The sequence below is a fragment of the Leisingera sp. ANG-S5 genome (genome assembly GCF_000813925.1).
Classification (GTDB): domain Bacteria; phylum Pseudomonadota; class Alphaproteobacteria; order Rhodobacterales; family Rhodobacteraceae; genus Leisingera.
Map to the genome: position 1 here is coordinate 121,507 of NZ_JWLH01000007.1, position 16,049 is coordinate 137,555.

Annotated in this window: 11 protein-coding genes and 1 pseudogene; 3 read left to right on the plus strand and 9 right to left on the minus strand. The window is 63.3% G+C overall.

What is annotated here, in order from left to right:
- The first annotated feature begins 81 nt into the window (after window positions 1-81).
- The gene (locus tag RA25_RS12570; RefSeq protein ID WP_039172742.1) at window positions 82-1,671 is read left to right on the plus strand and encodes a GMC family oxidoreductase; all 1,590 of its coding nucleotides are present in this window, start codon (window positions 82-84) and stop codon (window positions 1,669-1,671) included.
- Window positions 1,672-2,397: 726 nt separating this feature from the next.
- Here the strand turns inward: RA25_RS12570 and RA25_RS12575 are convergent.
- The 5 genes from RA25_RS12575 to RA25_RS12595 all read right to left on the minus strand — a co-directional run bounded on the left by RA25_RS12575 (window position 2,398) and on the right by RA25_RS12595 (window position 8,363).
- Window positions 2,398-3,912, minus strand: coding sequence for a class I adenylate-forming enzyme family protein (locus RA25_RS12575; protein WP_039172744.1), 1,515 nt, complete (start codon window positions 3,910-3,912; stop codon window positions 2,398-2,400).
- Window positions 3,909-5,330, minus strand: a complete 1,422-nt coding sequence (gene sauS, locus RA25_RS12580) for an acylating sulfoacetaldehyde dehydrogenase (protein ID WP_039172747.1) — start codon at window positions 5,328-5,330, stop codon at window positions 3,909-3,911. The genes RA25_RS12575 and sauS overlap by 4 nt, the downstream gene beginning before the upstream one ends.
- Before the next feature lie 68 nt (window positions 5,331-5,398).
- On the minus strand, window positions 5,399-6,358 hold the full coding sequence (locus RA25_RS12585; protein ID WP_039172748.1) for a Bug family tripartite tricarboxylate transporter substrate binding protein: 960 nt from the start codon (window positions 6,356-6,358) through the stop codon (window positions 5,399-5,401).
- Window positions 6,359-6,399: 41 nt separating this feature from the next.
- Complete coding sequence (locus tag RA25_RS12590) at window positions 6,400-6,855, minus strand: tripartite tricarboxylate transporter TctB family protein (protein ID WP_039172751.1); 456 nt, start codon at window positions 6,853-6,855, stop codon at window positions 6,400-6,402.
- Complete coding sequence (locus tag RA25_RS12595; RefSeq protein WP_019296376.1) at window positions 6,852-8,363, minus strand: tripartite tricarboxylate transporter permease; 1,512 nt, start codon at window positions 8,361-8,363, stop codon at window positions 6,852-6,854. The genes RA25_RS12590 and RA25_RS12595 overlap by 4 nt, the downstream gene beginning before the upstream one ends.
- Window positions 8,364-8,477: 114 nt before the next feature.
- On the opposite strand from RA25_RS12595, the gene RA25_RS12600 reads away from it, so the two are divergent.
- Both RA25_RS12600 and RA25_RS22730 read left to right on the plus strand, forming a co-directional pair.
- Window positions 8,478-9,500 carry a LacI family DNA-binding transcriptional regulator gene (locus RA25_RS12600; RefSeq protein ID WP_039172753.1) on the plus strand — a complete coding sequence of 341 codons (1,023 nt, stop codon included), beginning with the start codon at window positions 8,478-8,480 and terminating at the stop codon, window positions 9,498-9,500.
- 154 nt (window positions 9,501-9,654) lie between these two features.
- Window positions 9,655-9,900: pseudogene (locus tag RA25_RS22730) on the plus strand (YdhR family protein); the annotation flags it as partial.
- Between the two features lie 174 nt (window positions 9,901-10,074).
- Here the strand turns inward: RA25_RS22730 and RA25_RS12605 are convergent.
- The 4 genes from RA25_RS12605 to RA25_RS12620 all read right to left on the minus strand — a co-directional run bounded on the left by RA25_RS12605 (window position 10,075) and on the right by RA25_RS12620 (window position 16,049).
- Window positions 10,075-11,592, minus strand: coding sequence for an ABC transporter permease (locus RA25_RS12605; RefSeq protein WP_039147973.1), 1,518 nt, complete (start codon window positions 11,590-11,592; stop codon window positions 10,075-10,077).
- An 11-nt stretch (window positions 11,593-11,603) separates the two neighbouring features.
- Entirely contained in the window at window positions 11,604-12,653 is a 1,050-nt protein-coding gene (locus RA25_RS12610) for a quaternary amine ABC transporter ATP-binding protein (RefSeq protein ID WP_039147976.1), read from the minus strand.
- A 74-nt stretch (window positions 12,654-12,727) separates the two neighbouring features.
- Window positions 12,728-13,696: an ABC transporter substrate-binding protein gene (locus RA25_RS12615; protein ID WP_039172755.1), complete on the minus strand. Its 969-nt coding sequence runs from the start codon at window positions 13,694-13,696 to the stop codon at window positions 12,728-12,730.
- Between the two features lie 37 nt (window positions 13,697-13,733).
- Complete coding sequence (locus RA25_RS12620; protein ID WP_241477409.1) at window positions 13,734-16,049, minus strand: DUF1989 domain-containing protein; 2,316 nt, start codon at window positions 16,047-16,049, stop codon at window positions 13,734-13,736.

Sequence of the window (16,049 nt, forward strand, 5' to 3'; positions counted from 1 at the left end):
AGACGTTTCGTATCAAAAAAGCCTAGATTATTTCCTGCGATCTGTATAGAAGTTTTTTCCACACAAGCCGGAGAGAAGGTCGTGGAAGCAGATTTCATTGTTATCGGAGCGGGGTCATCGGGGTGCGTCATCGCCAACCGGCTGAGCGCCAACCCAAGCAACAAGGTGGTGCTGCTGGAGGCAGGCGGGCGGGATATCAATCCCTGGATCCACATCCCTGTTGGCTACTTCAAGACGATCCACAACCCCTCGGTCGACTGGTGCTACAAGACCGAACCGGATCCGGGCCTGAACGGCCGTTCGATCGAATGGCCCCGCGGAAAGGTGCTGGGCGGCTCGTCTTCGCTGAACGGTCTTTTGTACGTTCGCGGCCAGCCGCAGGACTATGACCGCTGGCTACAGATGGGTAATGTCGGCTGGGGCTGGGAGGATGTCCTGCCGCTGTTCAAACGCTCCGAGAACAATGAGCGCGGCGAAGATGAATTCCATGGCACCGGCGGTCCGCTGTCGGTTTCCAACATGCGCATCCAGCGCCCCATAACGGATGCCTGGGTCGCGGCTGCGCAGGCGGCGGGATACCCGTTCAACCCGGATTACAACGGCGCCACCCAGGAGGGCGTCGGTTTCTTCCAGCTCACGTCCAAGAAAGGCCGCCGCTGCAGCGCCGCCGTGGCCTTCCTGAATCCGGTGAAGAAACGCGAGAACCTGCAGATCATCACCCGAGCGATGGTGCAGAAGGTCGACATCCAGGACGGCCGCGCCGTGGCGGTTTTGTACAAGGACAGGTCGGGGCAAGTGCAGCGCATCACCGCGCGGCGCGAGATCGTACTGTCGGGCGGCGCCATCAACTCGCCCCAGATCCTGATGATGTCGGGCATCGGCGAGGCGGCACAGCTTGCCGAACACGGCATTGAGGTCAAAAAGGACCTCTATGGCGTCGGCAAAAACATGCAGGACCATTTGCAGGCGCGGCTGGTTTACAAATGCAATGAGCCGACGCTGAACGACGAGGTCCGCACCCTGTTCGGCCAGGCCAAGATAGGCCTGAAATATGCGCTATTCCGGGCCGGTCCGATGACAATGGCCGCGAGCTTGGCCACCGGATTCATGAAGACCCGCGACGACTTGGAGACCCCGGACGTCCAATTCCACGTGCAGCCGCTGTCGGCCGAGAACCCGGGCAAGGGGGCAGATCCCTTCTCGGCCTTCACCATGTCGGTCTGCCAGCTGCGCCCTGAAAGCAAAGGCGAGATCCGGATCGTGTCCGCCGATCCGAACACCTATCCCAAAATCATACCGAAATACTTGTCGGCCGAAACCGACTGCCAGACCATCGTGGCCGGGGTGAACATTGCCCGCAAGATCGCCCGCCACGCGCCGCTGACCTCGAAGATCTCTGAGGAGTTCCGCCCAAGTGCGGATCTGCCGATGAACGATTACGAGGCGACGCTGGACTGGGCACGCAGCAACACCGCGTCGATTTATCACCCCACCGGCACATGCAAGATGGGACAGGGCGGCGACGCGGTGGTTGATGCGGAACTCCGCGTGCATGGCATTCGGGGCCTGCGGGTGGCGGACTGCTCAATCATGCCGGAGATCGTGTCGGGCAACACCAACGCGCCCGCGATCATGATCGGGGAAAAGGCCAGTGAACTGATATTGCAGTAGTTTCGGTTCACCTAGAACCAAGAGTGCGACTTACCTTCCTGACGTCAACCCAAGGATGCACAAGGTTTTCCTCCAAACACAGCCTCAGCAACGTACAAGCGGCATTTGCAATCCTCTTAGACTGTCCGGTTCTGATTGAGGGGCTGATGGGAGAATAGAGAATGGGACTATTTCCTTGTGCTGCCGACCACAGTGAACCAGTCGTGCGCTACAGCGATTCTGAGCTTTCAAGAAAATGCATGCAGCTGGAGGCGGATATGCTCGCAGAAAATTTATAGCAGCACCCAGTTCATCCACCGAATTGCTGTAAGCGTATTTCGAAGCTGGTGTCTGACGCCACAGAACAGAGCGTGGCACGGCTGACCCTCAAGTTCGCTCAGATACCATATTCCCAGGCATCCGGAATGCCGCGGCCGACACGGTCATGGCGAATACACTCCCTTTCTTAGTTATTTCTGGTCGCTCAGGAACGAGCCAATAAAATAGTTTCCAACTGGAAGAACTGTAGGAAGCAGTATCTCCCCGACTGGCTTTGCACTGCTGACATGCGGGTGCCGGGCCCCGTTACCTTCACGAATTACAGCCAGTTAGGGTCTATTTCCAATTACTCCAAATTGCGAAGCGAGGAAACCTCATCTGGCGGGGACGTTACCGCTTCAGATCCTATTCTGGTATTGGTCCGTCGTCGCGCTGTATCCAACTAGCAAGTCCTGCCTTACGCTTCTCTCAGCCGCTCTTCCGGGCCACGCGATCCGTGATCTCCTCAAGGATCCTGTTCCGCTGGATCTTACCGGATGGGCCTTTGGGGAGGTCGTCCAGAATGTGGACCTCGTCAGGCGACTTGAAATTACCGAGCTGGGACCGGCAGATTTCAATAAGCTCCAGCGTGGTAAGACTGGAGCCGTCGCGGATTTTCACCGCCGCTTCCACTGTTTCACCGTAGGTATTGCAGGGGCGTCCGTAGGCGGCGGCCTCTATCACGTCAGGATGAGAATAAAGCGCCTCGTCGATCTCGCGCGGGGCGATGTTTTCGCCGCCCTTGATGATCAGTTCCTTGAGCCGCCCAGTGACATAGACGTAGCCATCGACGTCGATACGGCCCAGATCGCCGGTGCGCAGCCAGCCGTCCGGGGTGAAGGTCGCGGCCGTGGCTTCCGGGTTGTTCAGGTATTCCAGCATTACGTTGGGGCCGCGCACCGCCAGTTCGCCCTCGCTGCCATCACTGACGGGCTGCAGCCGGGCATCGAGGATTGTCACCTCGTTGCCGTAGGCAAAACCGGGCGAACCAATCTTGCGGATGCCCGGGGGCAGGGGGTTGGACAGGATCTGGGCAGCGGTCTCAGTCAGGCCCATGGTCTCGATGATCGGGACTCCAAAGCGATCCTCAAACGCGCGCTGAACGTCGGGAGCCAGTGCGGAAGAGGCGGAACGGCCGAAGCGCAGCCGCGCCTTGGTGCTGTCAACGGGGTCCAGATCCGAGTGCAGCAAATGCGAGATGATGGTGGGGACCACAGAGAACCAGGTGGCCTGCGACCAGTCGGCATGGGCCCAGAAGCGGCTGGCGGAAAAGCGTTCGCACATGGCCAGCGAGCCGCCAGAGGTCAGCGCGCCCATCACCGTCACGCAGAGCCCGTTGATATGGTAGATGGGCAGCACGCAGAGGCCGCGGTCCTGCGGTGTCAGCTCGTGCGCCACGGCGGTGGTCCAGCCGCCCGCCAGCAGGCTGGCGTGCGTATGCACCACCCCCTTGGGCTGGCCGGTTGTGCCTGAGGTGTACATCAGCAAAGCGTGGTCACCGGCAGAAAGCGGGTGCAGCTCTGCCGGTGACCCGCCGGTTGCTGCCGCCTGGTCCAAAGGTGAGAGAAAGGGCAGGCTGGCAGTCTCTTGAAACAGGTCCGTTTGGCTGGGGTGGACAAAGGCAAAGCGAGCGCCGCTGTGCTGCAGGGCGTAAGACACCGCGCTGTTGCCGGCAACAAGGTTGATCATGGTGGCACGGAAGCCGCCGTAGAGCACGCCGAAAAGGCATTCAAGCGCTTCGCGCCCGTTTGGGTGCATGATGGCGATGCTTTCGCCCTTGGCGATGCCCTGGGCGGTCAGATAGCGGGCGATGGCCTCTGCCGTCCGGCGCAAATCTGCCCAGCTGAGAGCGGGGCCGCCATCGGGAAAGACAAAGCCGGTTCCGCCCTCTGCCGCGCGTGTGTCCAGCCAGTCGCGGACGGTTCCCTTGGGCGGTTCCATCATTGGCCTGCCTCCGCCCAATAGCTGCCAAAGATGTCCTGGAGCGCAGGTTCGCGGGCCGGGATTTCGCGCACGATTTTAGTGGTTTGCACGAAATGACGCCAGTTGAGGTTGGTGTCGATGGAATTGCCGCCCCAGCTGCCGCAGCCCATCGACAGGGAGAACGGCATCCCGTTGGTAAAGGCGCCGCCGGTGGCGAAGGTATGGGCCTGATTGACGATCACCCGGCAGGTGGGCATTTCGCGGCCCATTTCGACGGCGCGTTCGTCCTTGGCCGTGTGGATGCCGATGGAATGGCCGGCGCCCTGATAGGTGAGGATACGGGCGGCGATTGCCTTGGCTTCGGCATAGTCTGCGGCCCGGTAGACCGCCAGAATGCGGCTCAGCTTTTCGCCGGAGAGCGGGTGGTCCGGGCCGATGCCCCGGGTCTCCACCGCCAGAAATTTGGTGCCGTCCGGGGCTTTGCCGGCCATATCCAGTGCCGCCAGCATCCTGTCCGCGTCCTGGGCGATGACCTCGCGGTTCAGGTGGCCGTCCGGCCAAAGCCTGGCAATGATGCCGGCAGCGTCTGCCTCTTCAACAAGTGCCCCGCCTTCCTGTGCAAGCGCAGCGATGAACTGGTCATAGACAGCGTCCACCACCACCACCGCGTTCTCGGAGGAGCAGGAGGTCGCATTGTCGAAACATTTGGAGGCGGTGATTTTGCCCGCCGCATCGGCCAGATTGGCGGTTTCGTCCACGATTACGGTTACATTGCCGGCGCCAACTGCCACGGCGGGGGTGCCGCAGGACTGGGCGCGGTGCACGTTGTTCTGGCTGCCGGTGCAGATCACCCGGTCGACCGCCTCCATCAGCGCTTGGGTCTTGTCCTTGGAGCCGGGGGCCGGGATCATCTGCACCAGACCGGGGTTGAGGCCCAGCTTGGCAAATTCGGCATGGATGTAGCTGAGCAGCAGCTCGCAGGAGGCGACGCCCTTGGGGGAGGGGGCCACAACGATGGCATTGCCGCCCTTCAGCGCGTTGATGATGTTGTTGGCGGGGGTTGCCGCTGGGTTGGTCGAGGGGACAACGGCGCCGATCACGCCGATGGGGCGCATGATCTCGGTGATGCCAGTTTCAGGGTCGTCGCTGATGATGCCATGGGTCTGGACGTCCGCGATGTCGCGCAGCAGTCCCAGTGTCTTGCGGTGGTTCTTGGTGATCTTGTCCGGCACATTGCCGAGGCCGGTGCTTTCCACCGCCAGCCCGGCCAGGGCGCGGTTGCGGGCGGGCTCCATGATGGCCCATCCGGCCGCCAGGGCAGCCTTGTCATAGAGAGCCTGGCTTCCCTTGGCTTCAAAGTCCTGTTGGGCGGTGCGGGCGCGCACCACGATCTGTTCCACCTCGGCGGCGCCGGAGGCGAGTGCGTCCTGAGCGTTCATGTCTTACCTCGATTTCTAGGCCGGGGCGCGCTGCGGCTGTGCGCGCCCCGGAGGAGTTTCGGCTGGGATCAGAGCCCTGCCAGAAGCTCTTTCAGTGTCTGTTCGCGGGCGGCCCACATCTCCTTGACCTCGTCGCGGGTCATGATGTGCATGGGTGAGCCGCCGGCCGCCATCTTCTTGGAGACCCGGTCATTGGCGAACATCGCAGGCACGGTTACAGCGAGCTTGTCGATCACCTCTTGCGGCGTGCCCTTGGGCACCATCACGCCGCGGAAATTGACGGAGGAATTGTCGACCTCCAGACCTTGCTCTTGCATGGTGGGCACGTCGGGCAGGAAATCGGAGCGCTGCAGGTCGGCAACCCCCAGGATCCTGACGTTGCCGGCCTCCTGCGCACGGTAGGCATCCGACAGGTTGTTGATGCCGCCCATTACCTCACCGGCGATCACTGCCTTCATCGCAGCGGCACCGCCGCCCTTGGTCGGGATGTAGGCCATTTTCACGCCTGCGGCCTTTTCGATCTGCAGCGCCGCGATGTGGTGGCCGACAAACAGGCCGGCGCCGGAAAAGGTCAGCTTGCCCGGGTTTTCCGTGGCATAGGCAACCACATCCGCCATCGAATTGAAGGGACTGTCAGCACCGACCACAAAGACCGCCGGGTCTGCGCCCCAGTTGGCGATGGGTTCAAAGCTGTCTGCGGAATAGGACACACCGCCCTTGATCGACTGCGCGATGAAGTGTGGCACGTTGTAGGCCGCAAGCGTGTAGCCGTCGGCATCGGCCTGGGTCGCAAACCAGTTCCAGCCGACACGGCCGCCCGCGCCGGGCTTGTTGATGATGGCGATGGGCATTCCCAGCGCATCCTCGTTGCCGGCGGTCATGGTGACGATCCGGGCCTGAAAATCAGTTGCCCCGCCGGCCCCGTAAGAGACCATCATCATGATCGGGCGTTCCGGGTACTCTTCGGCCATGGCAGCGCCTGCCAAACCCATCAGCGCGATGGCAGCGCCTGCAATCAGTTTCTTCATTTTCTTCTCCTCCTTATTGGTTTCGGACCGCGTTCCGGTGGTCAGAACAGAATTTCCCGCGGCGTGTAGACGCTCAGCAGTTTGGCAAAGAGGCCGTACATCACCGCCACAAACACCGCGGTGATCATCGCGCGCCGGATCCAGGTTTTGCCTTTGGAGTGCGGCGCCGGGTCGTAGAGCGAAAGCAGGATGAAAAAGCCGATGGCGGTGGCGGTGTAGAACCCCAGCGCCTTGGCTGCCCAAAAGACATAGATCAGCATCACCGCCAGACCCGGAACCATGTTCAGGAACATCGTCCGGGACACGCCGGAGCCGACCTTGCTGAGGCCGAGGGCAGCCTTGCCGAAGGTCCAGCCCGCCAGCACCACAAAGACGGATGCGATCAGGCGCGGAAACAGGAAGGCCTCGGCAGGCTGCTGGGTGTAACTGACCCAGGCGACCCAGATGCCGACGGCAAAGACCAGACCGGAGCCAAGGATGTGCTGAGACCGGTTCATGCTTGCGCCTCCTCTTTGGTGGTGTAGCGGCGGCTGCGCAGTTCCATCCAGGCCGAGTAGGCGATGGAGGCGACGACCACGGCGATCAGTAAGATGTTCAGCCCGCCCGACAGGAAGTAACTGGCCTTGCCGACGGTGGCGTCCGCGATCATGCCGCCTTGGATGAAGTTCGCCTCAGCGATTGGACCAAGGATCAGGCCCAGCACTAGCGGCGCGGCGGAAAAGCCGAAACGTTCCAGAAAGTACATGCCGATGCCGAGGCAGGCCATCACGTAGACGTCGCCCATCGAGCTTTGCACCGAGTAGGCGCCGAAGGCGGAGAGGGCGAGCACGATGGCGGCCATCACCGATTGCGGCACCTGGGCAACGCGGGCGGCGAGGCCCGCCACATAGAGACCGAACAGGCACATCAGGACCTGGCCGACCAGCATCGAGTTGATGAAGGTCCAGGCCACATCCGGGTGATTGTCGAACAGATCAGAGCCGGGGAAAATGCCGTGGATCAGCAACCCGCCCAGCAGCACCGCGGCGGTAGGGCTGCCGGGGATCGACAACGTCAAGAGTGGTACCAGCGACGGGCCGACCATGGCGTTGTTGGCGGCCTCTGCGGCGATCACGCCTTCGCTGTGGCCCTTGCCGAACTTCTCCTTCTCGGAGGAGAACTTCTTGGTCTGGTCATAGGCCACCAGCCCGGCGATCTGGCCGCCGACGCCGGGTATCAGCCCGATGATGGAGCCGGTGATGGTGCCGATGCTAAGGGCGCGCGGGCGGCGCAGCAGTTCGCGGGTGGCGTCAAGCACGGAATGCTTCTGCACCTCGATCACCTCGGCGCCGTCCGCACGGCGGCCCTTGGCGAACATGGTAAGCACCTGCGGGATGGCAAAGAGGCCGATCAGCGCCGCGATGATGTTGATACCGCCGCCAAGCGACGGATGGAAGATGAACCGCTGGGCGCCCATGATGTCGTCGAACCCGATGGTGGCCAGCCACAAGCCGATGCAGCCGGAGAGCAGCCCCTTGACCACCGAGGCCGAGTCCAGCGAGCCGATCACCGTGACGCCCAGGATCGCCAGCCAGAACAGATGCGAGGGGCCGAAGGCCAGCGCCCACTGGGCCAGCAGCGGGGTCAGGAAGATCAGCAGCAGCACGCCGAAGATGCCGCCGACGGCGGAGGCCAGGAACGACAGCTGCAGCGCCTTGGCGCCCTGGCCCTGCTTGGCCATCTTGTGGCCGTCCAGCGTGGTGGCGATGTTTGCGGGTGCGCCGGGGATCTTCAGAAGGATCGCGCTGACTGCGCCGCCGGCCACGGTGGAGGTATAGGCGGCGCCCAGCAGGATCAGGCCCTGAACGGCCTCCAGATGGAAGGTGAAGGGGATCAGCAGCGCCACCGCCATTGTCGGCGAAAGCCCCGGTGTTGCCCCCAGGATAAGCCCGCCGATTGTGCCGCCCAGCAGCAGCAGGAATGACAGCGGCGAGAACACATCTCCGAAGTAAAATATGAAGTCCATTCGGGGCCTCCCAACCCGGCTGATCGCGCTTTTACTTTTGTTGACAAAACAGGTTAGGCTATGAAAATAGTATTGCAAACGTTTTCATAAATCTTGCCGGGGGGAGGGGAGATTATGGCGCCGAAACAGAAGGGTAACGTGGATATCGTTGCGGTGGCAAAGGCTGCAAAAGTGTCGCCCTCAACGGTGTCGCGCACCTTCAATCACCCCGATCTGGTAAGCCCGGCGACTCGCAAGAAGATCACCCGTGCGGTGCAGAAACTGGGATATGTCAGAAACCGCGCGGCGCAGATGATGCACGGCAAGCGGTCGGGCACCATCGGGCTGGTGGTGCCGACCATCAACCACGCGATCTTTGCCGAGGTGATCCAGGCGTTCTCGGATGCGATCGACCGGGCCGGCTTTACCCTGCTTCTGGCCTCGCACGGCTATGATCTGGAGCGGGAATACGAGATGGTGCGCAAGCTGATGGAGCACCGGGTGGATGGTGTGGCGCTGATCGGGCTGGAGCATTCCGAAGCAACCTCGCGGCTGATTGCGCAGCAGGAAACGCCGGCAATGGCGATTTGGAATTATGCAGAGGATGCCGAGCTGCCCTGCGTCGGCGCCGACAACAAACTGGCCGGGCGGATGGCCGCAGAGCACTTGGTAGCCCTGGGGCACAGGGACATCGGCCTAATCTTTCCCGACACCAGCGGCAACGACCGGGCACGGCACCGGCTGGAGGCGGTTCTGGAAACACTTGAAGCCGCTGGCGTGGCGGTGCCGGAGGGGCGCAAGTCGGAAGCGCCATACAGTGTTTCGCAGGCCAAGCAGGCGGCCCTTGCGCTGTTGTCGGCACCGTCCCGACCGAGCGCGCTGCTATGCGGCAATGACGTGATTGCCCAGGGCGCGCTTTATGCAGCGCAGCGCTGTGGGCTGCGGGTGCCGGAGCAGCTGTCGGTCATCGGCATCGGCGATTTCAAAGGATCCGCCGAAGTCGAACCGGGGCTGACAACGGTTCGCATCCCTGCTGGCACCATCGGGACGCTCGCCGGCGAGCAGTTCACAGCCTTCATAACCTCTGAAACGCCGGAGCCTTTCAGAATCTGCTGTAAACTGGAGCACGTTTTACGCGGAACAACCGGTGCTGTTTGAAACCAACAGCGCCAGTTGGACAAGCCCGCACTGCCACAAGCAACAGCTTTTCATACAGAAGCCTGCTGCATTTGAACCGGAAAACCTGATCTTCAGGACCTGATGGAGTAAGCGCTCCGAAAAAATGGGGGATTACCCATCCAGCTGACCTATGATGGCCCGTCACCGAAGACTTCCTCCAAGGCACCAAACAGCCTGGCAAAAGCACTGCCCAGAAACCAGGTGTTGCCAGAAAATCTGGACCCTTAAGGCCGGCACGGATCACTTTGGCTCCAGCTATTTGTTAAGGAGCCTTGAGCATCTGGAAGCCTGCAAGGCTAAACACATCCTCCGCGTGAACGTAATCGGTATCGAGGTCGTCGGCGACCGCGTGTTTGATATGATAAAGGCACACAGCCAACTCAACCGCACACCGTTTCAGACTGTTTTTTTAAAGGCTCTATTAATTAAACGTCCTCTCCTGTCAGCATCAGAAGAGGCACTCTCCAGCTTCGATAGCAGGTTACAGCTGAAGAAGTTTTTTGGACAGTCAAGAAAGCCGCACCCGGCGGAAGCCGGGTGCGGCGTCTTCAGGTCATCGTTTGCCTGCCACGATCCGGTCGAGGATCAGGGCGCAGAACAGGATTGCGAGACCTGCCAGGATGCCTTGGCCGGCGGCGGCATATTGCAGCGCTTCCAGCACGTCCTCTCCCAGCCCCTTGGCGCCGATCAGCGAGGCCACGACCACCATCGCCAGTGACAAGAGGATGGTCTGGTTGACGCCGGCCATGATCGTCTTGCGCGCCAGCGGCAGGTCCACCCGCCACAGGAGGTAACGCGGGGTGGCGCCGAAGGCGAGCGCGGCCTCGCGCACGGTTTCCGGCACCTGCTGCAGGCCCAGCACGGTGAAGCGGATCACCGGCGGGCTGCCGAAGATCATGGTGGCGACCACGCCCGCGGGCTTGCCGGAGCCGATGAAGGCTACCACCGGGATCAGGTAGACGAAGGAGGGCATCGACTGCATGAAGTCCAAGACCGGGCGCACCACCGCAAAAACCTTGGGGCGGCGGGCGCAGTAGATGCCGAGCGGGATACCCAGGGTGATCGAGATCAGCGCCGCGGCGCCCAGGAGGGCAATGGTGGTCATCGCCTTTTCCCAGAAGTCCAAGAGGCCCAGGTAGGCCAGCGCCGCGCCGGTGAAGATCGCCACCCGGGCGCCTGCCGACAGGTAGGCCAGCATCACAATGACCAGCGCCACCACCGGCCAGGGGGTATCGACCAGCACCACCTCGATCCAGTCCAGAAGCGTGCGCATGCCGGCGGTCAGCCCGTCAAAGAAGCCGCGCCCGGAGGTCTTGGTCCAGTCGAACGCCGCCTGCACCCCGTCGCCGACGTTCAGCCGCCAGTCGCGGTTGGTGGGGAAGGCGTTCAGCAGCGAGAAGGCATCGGGCATCGCGAATTTCAGCGCCGACAGCACGACCACGGCGGCGGCCAGCACGGAGGAGACGATTAGCCGCGGCAGTGACCAGCCGCTGGCGACCCGGCGGTCGGAGCGCCAGCGGGCAAACTGCCCCTCCAGCGTCCAGTTCGCCAGCGACGCCGCCAGGAACTTGACCGCCAGCAACAGCGCCGCGCCGGCGATCAGGTAGATGGTGCCGCTGGCATTGGCGGCTGCCGCGGCCTGCTGTGCGCCGGCCATCGCCGCCTCCAGCGACTCTGCCGCGCGTTTCAGGGACTCGAGCGAGGACGCGCCCGAGGCCTCGGCTGCAGCGATCTGCTGGTGCCGCAGGTCCAGCGTCTGGGCAATCTGTTCCGCGCGCAGGCGGGAGACCCGGCCGAGGTCACCGAACAGCCCCATCGCGATCTGGATATAGGCCAGCGTTTCCAGCAGCAGAAAGCCCAGGAACCAGGACCACAGGCCCCGGGCGCCGAACCAGACTGGCCCCAGCAGCGCGGCGGCGCGGTTCAGGGTGAAGCGGTAACCGGGCGCCTCCATCATGTAGGAGAAAACGCGCTGGTAATAGGCCTGCGACTGACCGGTGAATTCCGCCACCAGCGCATTCAGGCGTCCGGCGGTCTCCGGTTTGATCTGTGATTGGTCGATGTGTTGCATCACCCTTCTCCTTACGCCTGGCTGTCCTGAATCGCGCGGATCAGGCCCGCGCGGTTGATCACCCCGACGGTGGCGCCATCATCCGCCACTTTGACGATGCCGTGGCCGTCCACTGCCAGTTCCATCAGGCCGCTTAGGTCCATGTCGGGCCGCGCCTCCCTGGCGTCGGCGGGCAGGGCGCCGTGGGTGGCTTCGAACTCCGCCACCGGCTTCATCACCGAATGGGCGAAGATCATGTTGAGCTTGGAGATGCCAGCCACGAAATCCGCCACGTAGTCATCAGCCGGGTTGAGGATGATCTCCTCCGGCGTGCCGATCTGCACGATGCGGCCGTCCTTCATGATGGCGATGCGGTGGCCGATGCGGATCGCCTCGTCGAGGTCATGGGTGATGAACATGGTGGTTTTGCCCAGCTTGCGGGAAAGCTCCATGAACTGGTCCTGCAGCTGCTTGCGGATCAGCGGGTCCAGCGCTGAAAACGGCTCGTCCATCAGCAGGATCTCGGGGTCGGAGGCGATGGCGCGGGCCAGCCCGACGCGCTGCTGCATGCCGCCCGACAGCTCATGAGCGTATTTGTCCTCCCAGCCCGAAAGCTCCACCAGCTCCAGCACCCGGTCGGCTTCCTCCCAGCGGCGGGCCTTGCCGGTGCCGCGGATTTCCAGCGGCATCGCCACGTTGTCGCGCACCGTGCGGTGCGGCATCAGGCCGAAGTTCTGGAACACCATGGCAACCCGGCGGTTGCGCAGGTCGCGCAGGCCTTCGGCGTTCAGCCCCATCACATCGTCGCCGTTGATGTAGATATGGCCGTCGGTCGGCTCCAAGAGCCGGTTCACATGGCGCACAAGCGTCGATTTGCCGGAGCCAGACAGGCCCATCACGCAGAACAGCTCGCCGCGTTCGATCTGGAAGCTGGCATCGGCGACGCCGACCACGCAGTTGAACCGCTCCAGCACCTGCGGCTTGGTCAGCCGTTCGGCGTGAATGGCCTTCAGCGCCTCGGCGGAGCGTGCGCCGAAGATCTTCCAGACGCCGCGTGCGTCGATTGCAATGTCCTTTTCCATCCGGACCCCCGTCTAACTTAATGAAGGTGCCCCGGCGGCAGGCCGCCGCCGGAGCGCGCGTGTGGGAGGGCGTGTTATTTCAGGCCAAGCCAGGTATCGACGGTATCGCCATTGTCGGCGATCCAGTCTGCAACAACCGCGTCGATCTCATTGCCTTTGACCACCACCTCGTAGGTGAGTTCGGACAGGGCTTCGGCGCTCATGTCGATGCTGGACAGGAAGGAGGCAGCGGCCGGGTTGCGGTCCTTCAAGGAGCTGGAATAGGCCACGGTCACGGTCTTGACCGGCTCGCCGGTGGAGATGTGCGAGTTGTTGTACCAATCGGCATGCTGATCCGGCTGCACCATCTTGTAGGTGGCTGCGTCATGCTCCGGCTCTTCCAGGATGGTCACGTCATAGAGCGCGTGCACATAGTGCGGCGCGTAGCAGTAGAAGGCGGCGCCTTTCTCCTGGTCGACCAGATCCTTGAGGCGGGAATAGAACACGGTTTCGTCTTCGGTGGTCGGGGTCAGGAAGGTTTCGATGCCGTAGTCGCGCACCCGCACCTTGAAAGTGTTTGTCGAGGCCCAGCCGGAGGCGCCGACCCAGACTTCGCCCATGCCGTCGCCGTCGCTGTCAAATAGCGCCTGGGCTTCGGGGGTGGCTAGGTCGAAGATCGATTTGATGTTGTGTTTCTCCACAATGTAGTTGGGCACGCAGATGCCCGCGCGGCCCTCGTAGCTGCCGGAGGACAACGCCACGGTGCCTTTCTGGCTGACATATTCATCGGTGAAGGAGGCCTGGTTCGGCAGCCAGACATCCGGGTGCACGTCGATGTCGCCGCGGCCGCCGTCCATCGAGGCGAAGATCACCGCGTTGGCGCCCGGGGCGTAGCCGGCCTCGCTGCCGAGGCGGGTTTCGATCACCTGGCCGATGATCCGGCTCATGATCTTGGCTCCGGGCCAGCTGGGCTCGCCCACCATGACTTTCTCCTGTGCCGTGGCACTAGTGGCCGCAGCTGCGCCCAGGGCGGTAACGGCGGTGGCGAAGATGATATTTTTCATCGTTTTCTCTCTCCTGTTGGTGTTTATTTCAAGCGCCTCAGGCGCGCGCCCGCTTGCGCTGCGGGTCTAAGAAAGGAATATCCGTGACGGTGGCACCGAGGCGTTTCATCCGGCCGTCGAGCTGGCCGATTTCCAGCCGGGTGCCGTTTTCCGCGTGCTCGACACCAAGCCGGGCGATGGCGATGGCATGTTCCAGCATCGGCGAGCGGGTGGCGGAGGTGAGGGTGCCGACCTGCCGTTCGCCGGCATAGACCGGGCTGCCGTGCAACGGCACGTCATTGCAGCCCAGCAGCAGGCCCTTGAGCACCCGGCGCGGCTCGCGCGCGTTGCGCTCTAGCGCCACCTTGCCAGTGAATTGCGGTTTGGTCAGGTCGACGGCAAAGCCGAGGCCCGCCTCAAACGCCTCCACGCCCGGTGCGAATTCCGCGTTGGCAGCCGCCAGCCCGGCCTCGATCCGGATGATCTCCAGCGCGGCGGAGCCCATCGGGGTGACCCCGAATTCCTCGCCTGTCTCCATCACCGCGTCCCAGATTTCCAGCGCGTGGGCCTGGGAGCAGAAAATCTCATAGCCCAGCTCGCCGGTGTAGCCGGAGCGGGACAGCATGAAGGGCGCACCCTCGCGGTCGTGCAGCCGCGCCACGGTGACGCCGAACCATTTGAGCTGGTCCAGCTGCGGCACATGCGGCTGGGTGAAGGCGATCTTGCGTAGGAGGTCGCGCGACCTGGGGCCTTGGATGGCCAGATTGGGCAATGCGCCGTGCATGTCGTGGATGCGGACCTGCAGGCCCATCTGCTGCGCCAGCGTCTCCAGCACCCGGCCGCTTTCCTCGGAGCCGCAGCACCAGCGGAACAGGTCGGGGGCGAGCCGGAACAGGGTGCCGTCGTCGATCACCGTTCCAGCCTGGTCGCACATCAGCGTATAGGAGCCGCGCCACACCGCCAGTTTGGCGACGTTGCGGGTCGTGGCCTGCTGCAGCAGCACTTCGGCGTCGGGGCCGGCGATGTCGTATTTGCGCAGCCCGCTCATGTCCTGCAGCGTCACTGCATTGCGGCAGGCCCAGTATTCGCCTGTGGTGCCATGCGACGGGAAACTCACCGGCGCCCAGAGATCACGCGCGGGGGCAAAATGCTGGGTCAGCGGCTCCAGCCGCTCGTGAAAGGCGGAATTCTGGCTGATCGACATCGGGGCGTCTTCCTTCTCGCGGTAGGCAACAGCGCGGCGCAGAGGTGTTTCGGGGCGGTAGATGCGGACGTGCACGTCCGTCGGGTTCCAGCCGTTAATCGGGTCAATGTCGTCCGGGCAGGCGGTTGAGACGCAGACCAGGTCTTCCAGCGCTCGCATCGCCACGTAGTCGCCGGGACGGGAGTGGGATTCCTCGGTCAGGATGTGGTGCGAATTGGGATCGACCCAGGTGTTCCAGAAGAAATTGATCGCAGGCCAGGCCGCGCGCGGCGCCACGCCGTAAGGCGCCAGCGCGCGGGACATGTTGTCAGAGCAGTTCACATGGCCGGGGAAGCCGCGCTCCTCGTACCCGCGCGCGGTGCAGGCGAGGCCGAATGTGTCATGGCGGCCGCAGGTGTCCTGGATCACGTTCAGCATCGGGTGCATGCCGGGATCGAAGAACTTGTCCAGCAATCCCGGCCCCGGGTAGGCGCGGCGCACCATCGAGCGGGTGGCGGTGCTGTCAATCATCAGCTCCTCGCCGCGCTCCAGCCCGGTGGCGCGGAAGGCGGTGAAGTCAGAACACTGCTGCCCCTCCACGTCGATGATCTGGATGATCTCGCCTTTCTTCACCTCGTAGGCGCAGCCGGTGCCGCGGCTGACGGTGAATTCGTCGCGGGTGTCGCCCAGCAGTGGCGGCAGTAGCGGAGCGGAGCCCGGTCCGGGCTGCCAAGTGATCTCCAACCCGCCTGAAACGGTGCCGTGCACCAGGTCGTGCGGCAGTGCGGTGCGGAAGATCCAGACCGTGGCCCTGGCCGCGGCTTTCAGGATCAGCGGCTCCTCCGCGGCGGTGAGGGTGCAGGCGGGGATTGCGTCGGCGCTGTCGCCGCCGCGGGCGTTGATCCAGCCCAGAAGCGCGCCGGGATCGCATTCCGCCAGGTGCAGCGTGCCATCTGCGTTCAGCCCCAGCGCATGCAAAGCCGGGCAGCCCCCGGCGCCAAAGGCAGCGATCTGGCATCCCGACCCGGTCAGCGACAGCAGATCCCCCGGCCGCATCTCCTGCATCAGGCCTTGGCGGGGGGCGAGGCGGTGCGTCACGCCTTCGCGGGGCTTGGGGAAGCCGGGGAAGGAGCGGGCGGGGGTACTGAACCCCATGTTGTCGAAGTCGCGCAGGACTGCGTAGCAGGTCAT

Coding starts and splice junctions, on each gene's coding strand:
- RA25_RS12575 (WP_039172744.1), bottom strand. CDS start 3,912: ATGATGGAACCGCCCAAGGGAACCGTCCGCGACTGGCTGGACACACGC.
- sauS (WP_039172747.1), bottom strand. CDS start 5,330: ATGAACGCTCAGGACGCACTCGCCTCCGGCGCCGCCGAGGTGGAACAG.
- RA25_RS12585 (WP_039172748.1), bottom strand. CDS start 6,358: ATGAAGAAACTGATTGCAGGCGCTGCCATCGCGCTGATGGGTTTGGCA.
- RA25_RS12590 (WP_039172751.1), bottom strand. CDS start 6,855: ATGAACCGGTCTCAGCACATCCTTGGCTCCGGTCTGGTCTTTGCCGTC.
- RA25_RS12595 (WP_019296376.1), bottom strand. CDS start 8,363: ATGGACTTCATATTTTACTTCGGAGATGTGTTCTCGCCGCTGTCATTC.
- RA25_RS12600 (WP_039172753.1), top strand. CDS start 8,478: ATGGCGCCGAAACAGAAGGGTAACGTGGATATCGTTGCGGTGGCAAAG.
- RA25_RS12605 (WP_039147973.1), bottom strand. CDS start 11,592: ATGCAACACATCGACCAATCACAGATCAAACCGGAGACCGCCGGACGC.
- RA25_RS12610 (WP_039147976.1), bottom strand. CDS start 12,653: ATGGAAAAGGACATTGCAATCGACGCACGCGGCGTCTGGAAGATCTTC.
- RA25_RS12615 (WP_039172755.1), bottom strand. CDS start 13,696: ATGAAAAATATCATCTTCGCCACCGCCGTTACCGCCCTGGGCGCAGCT.
- RA25_RS12620 (WP_241477409.1), bottom strand. CDS start 16,049: ATGACCTGCTACGCAGTCCTGCGCGACTTCGACAACATGGGGTTCAGT.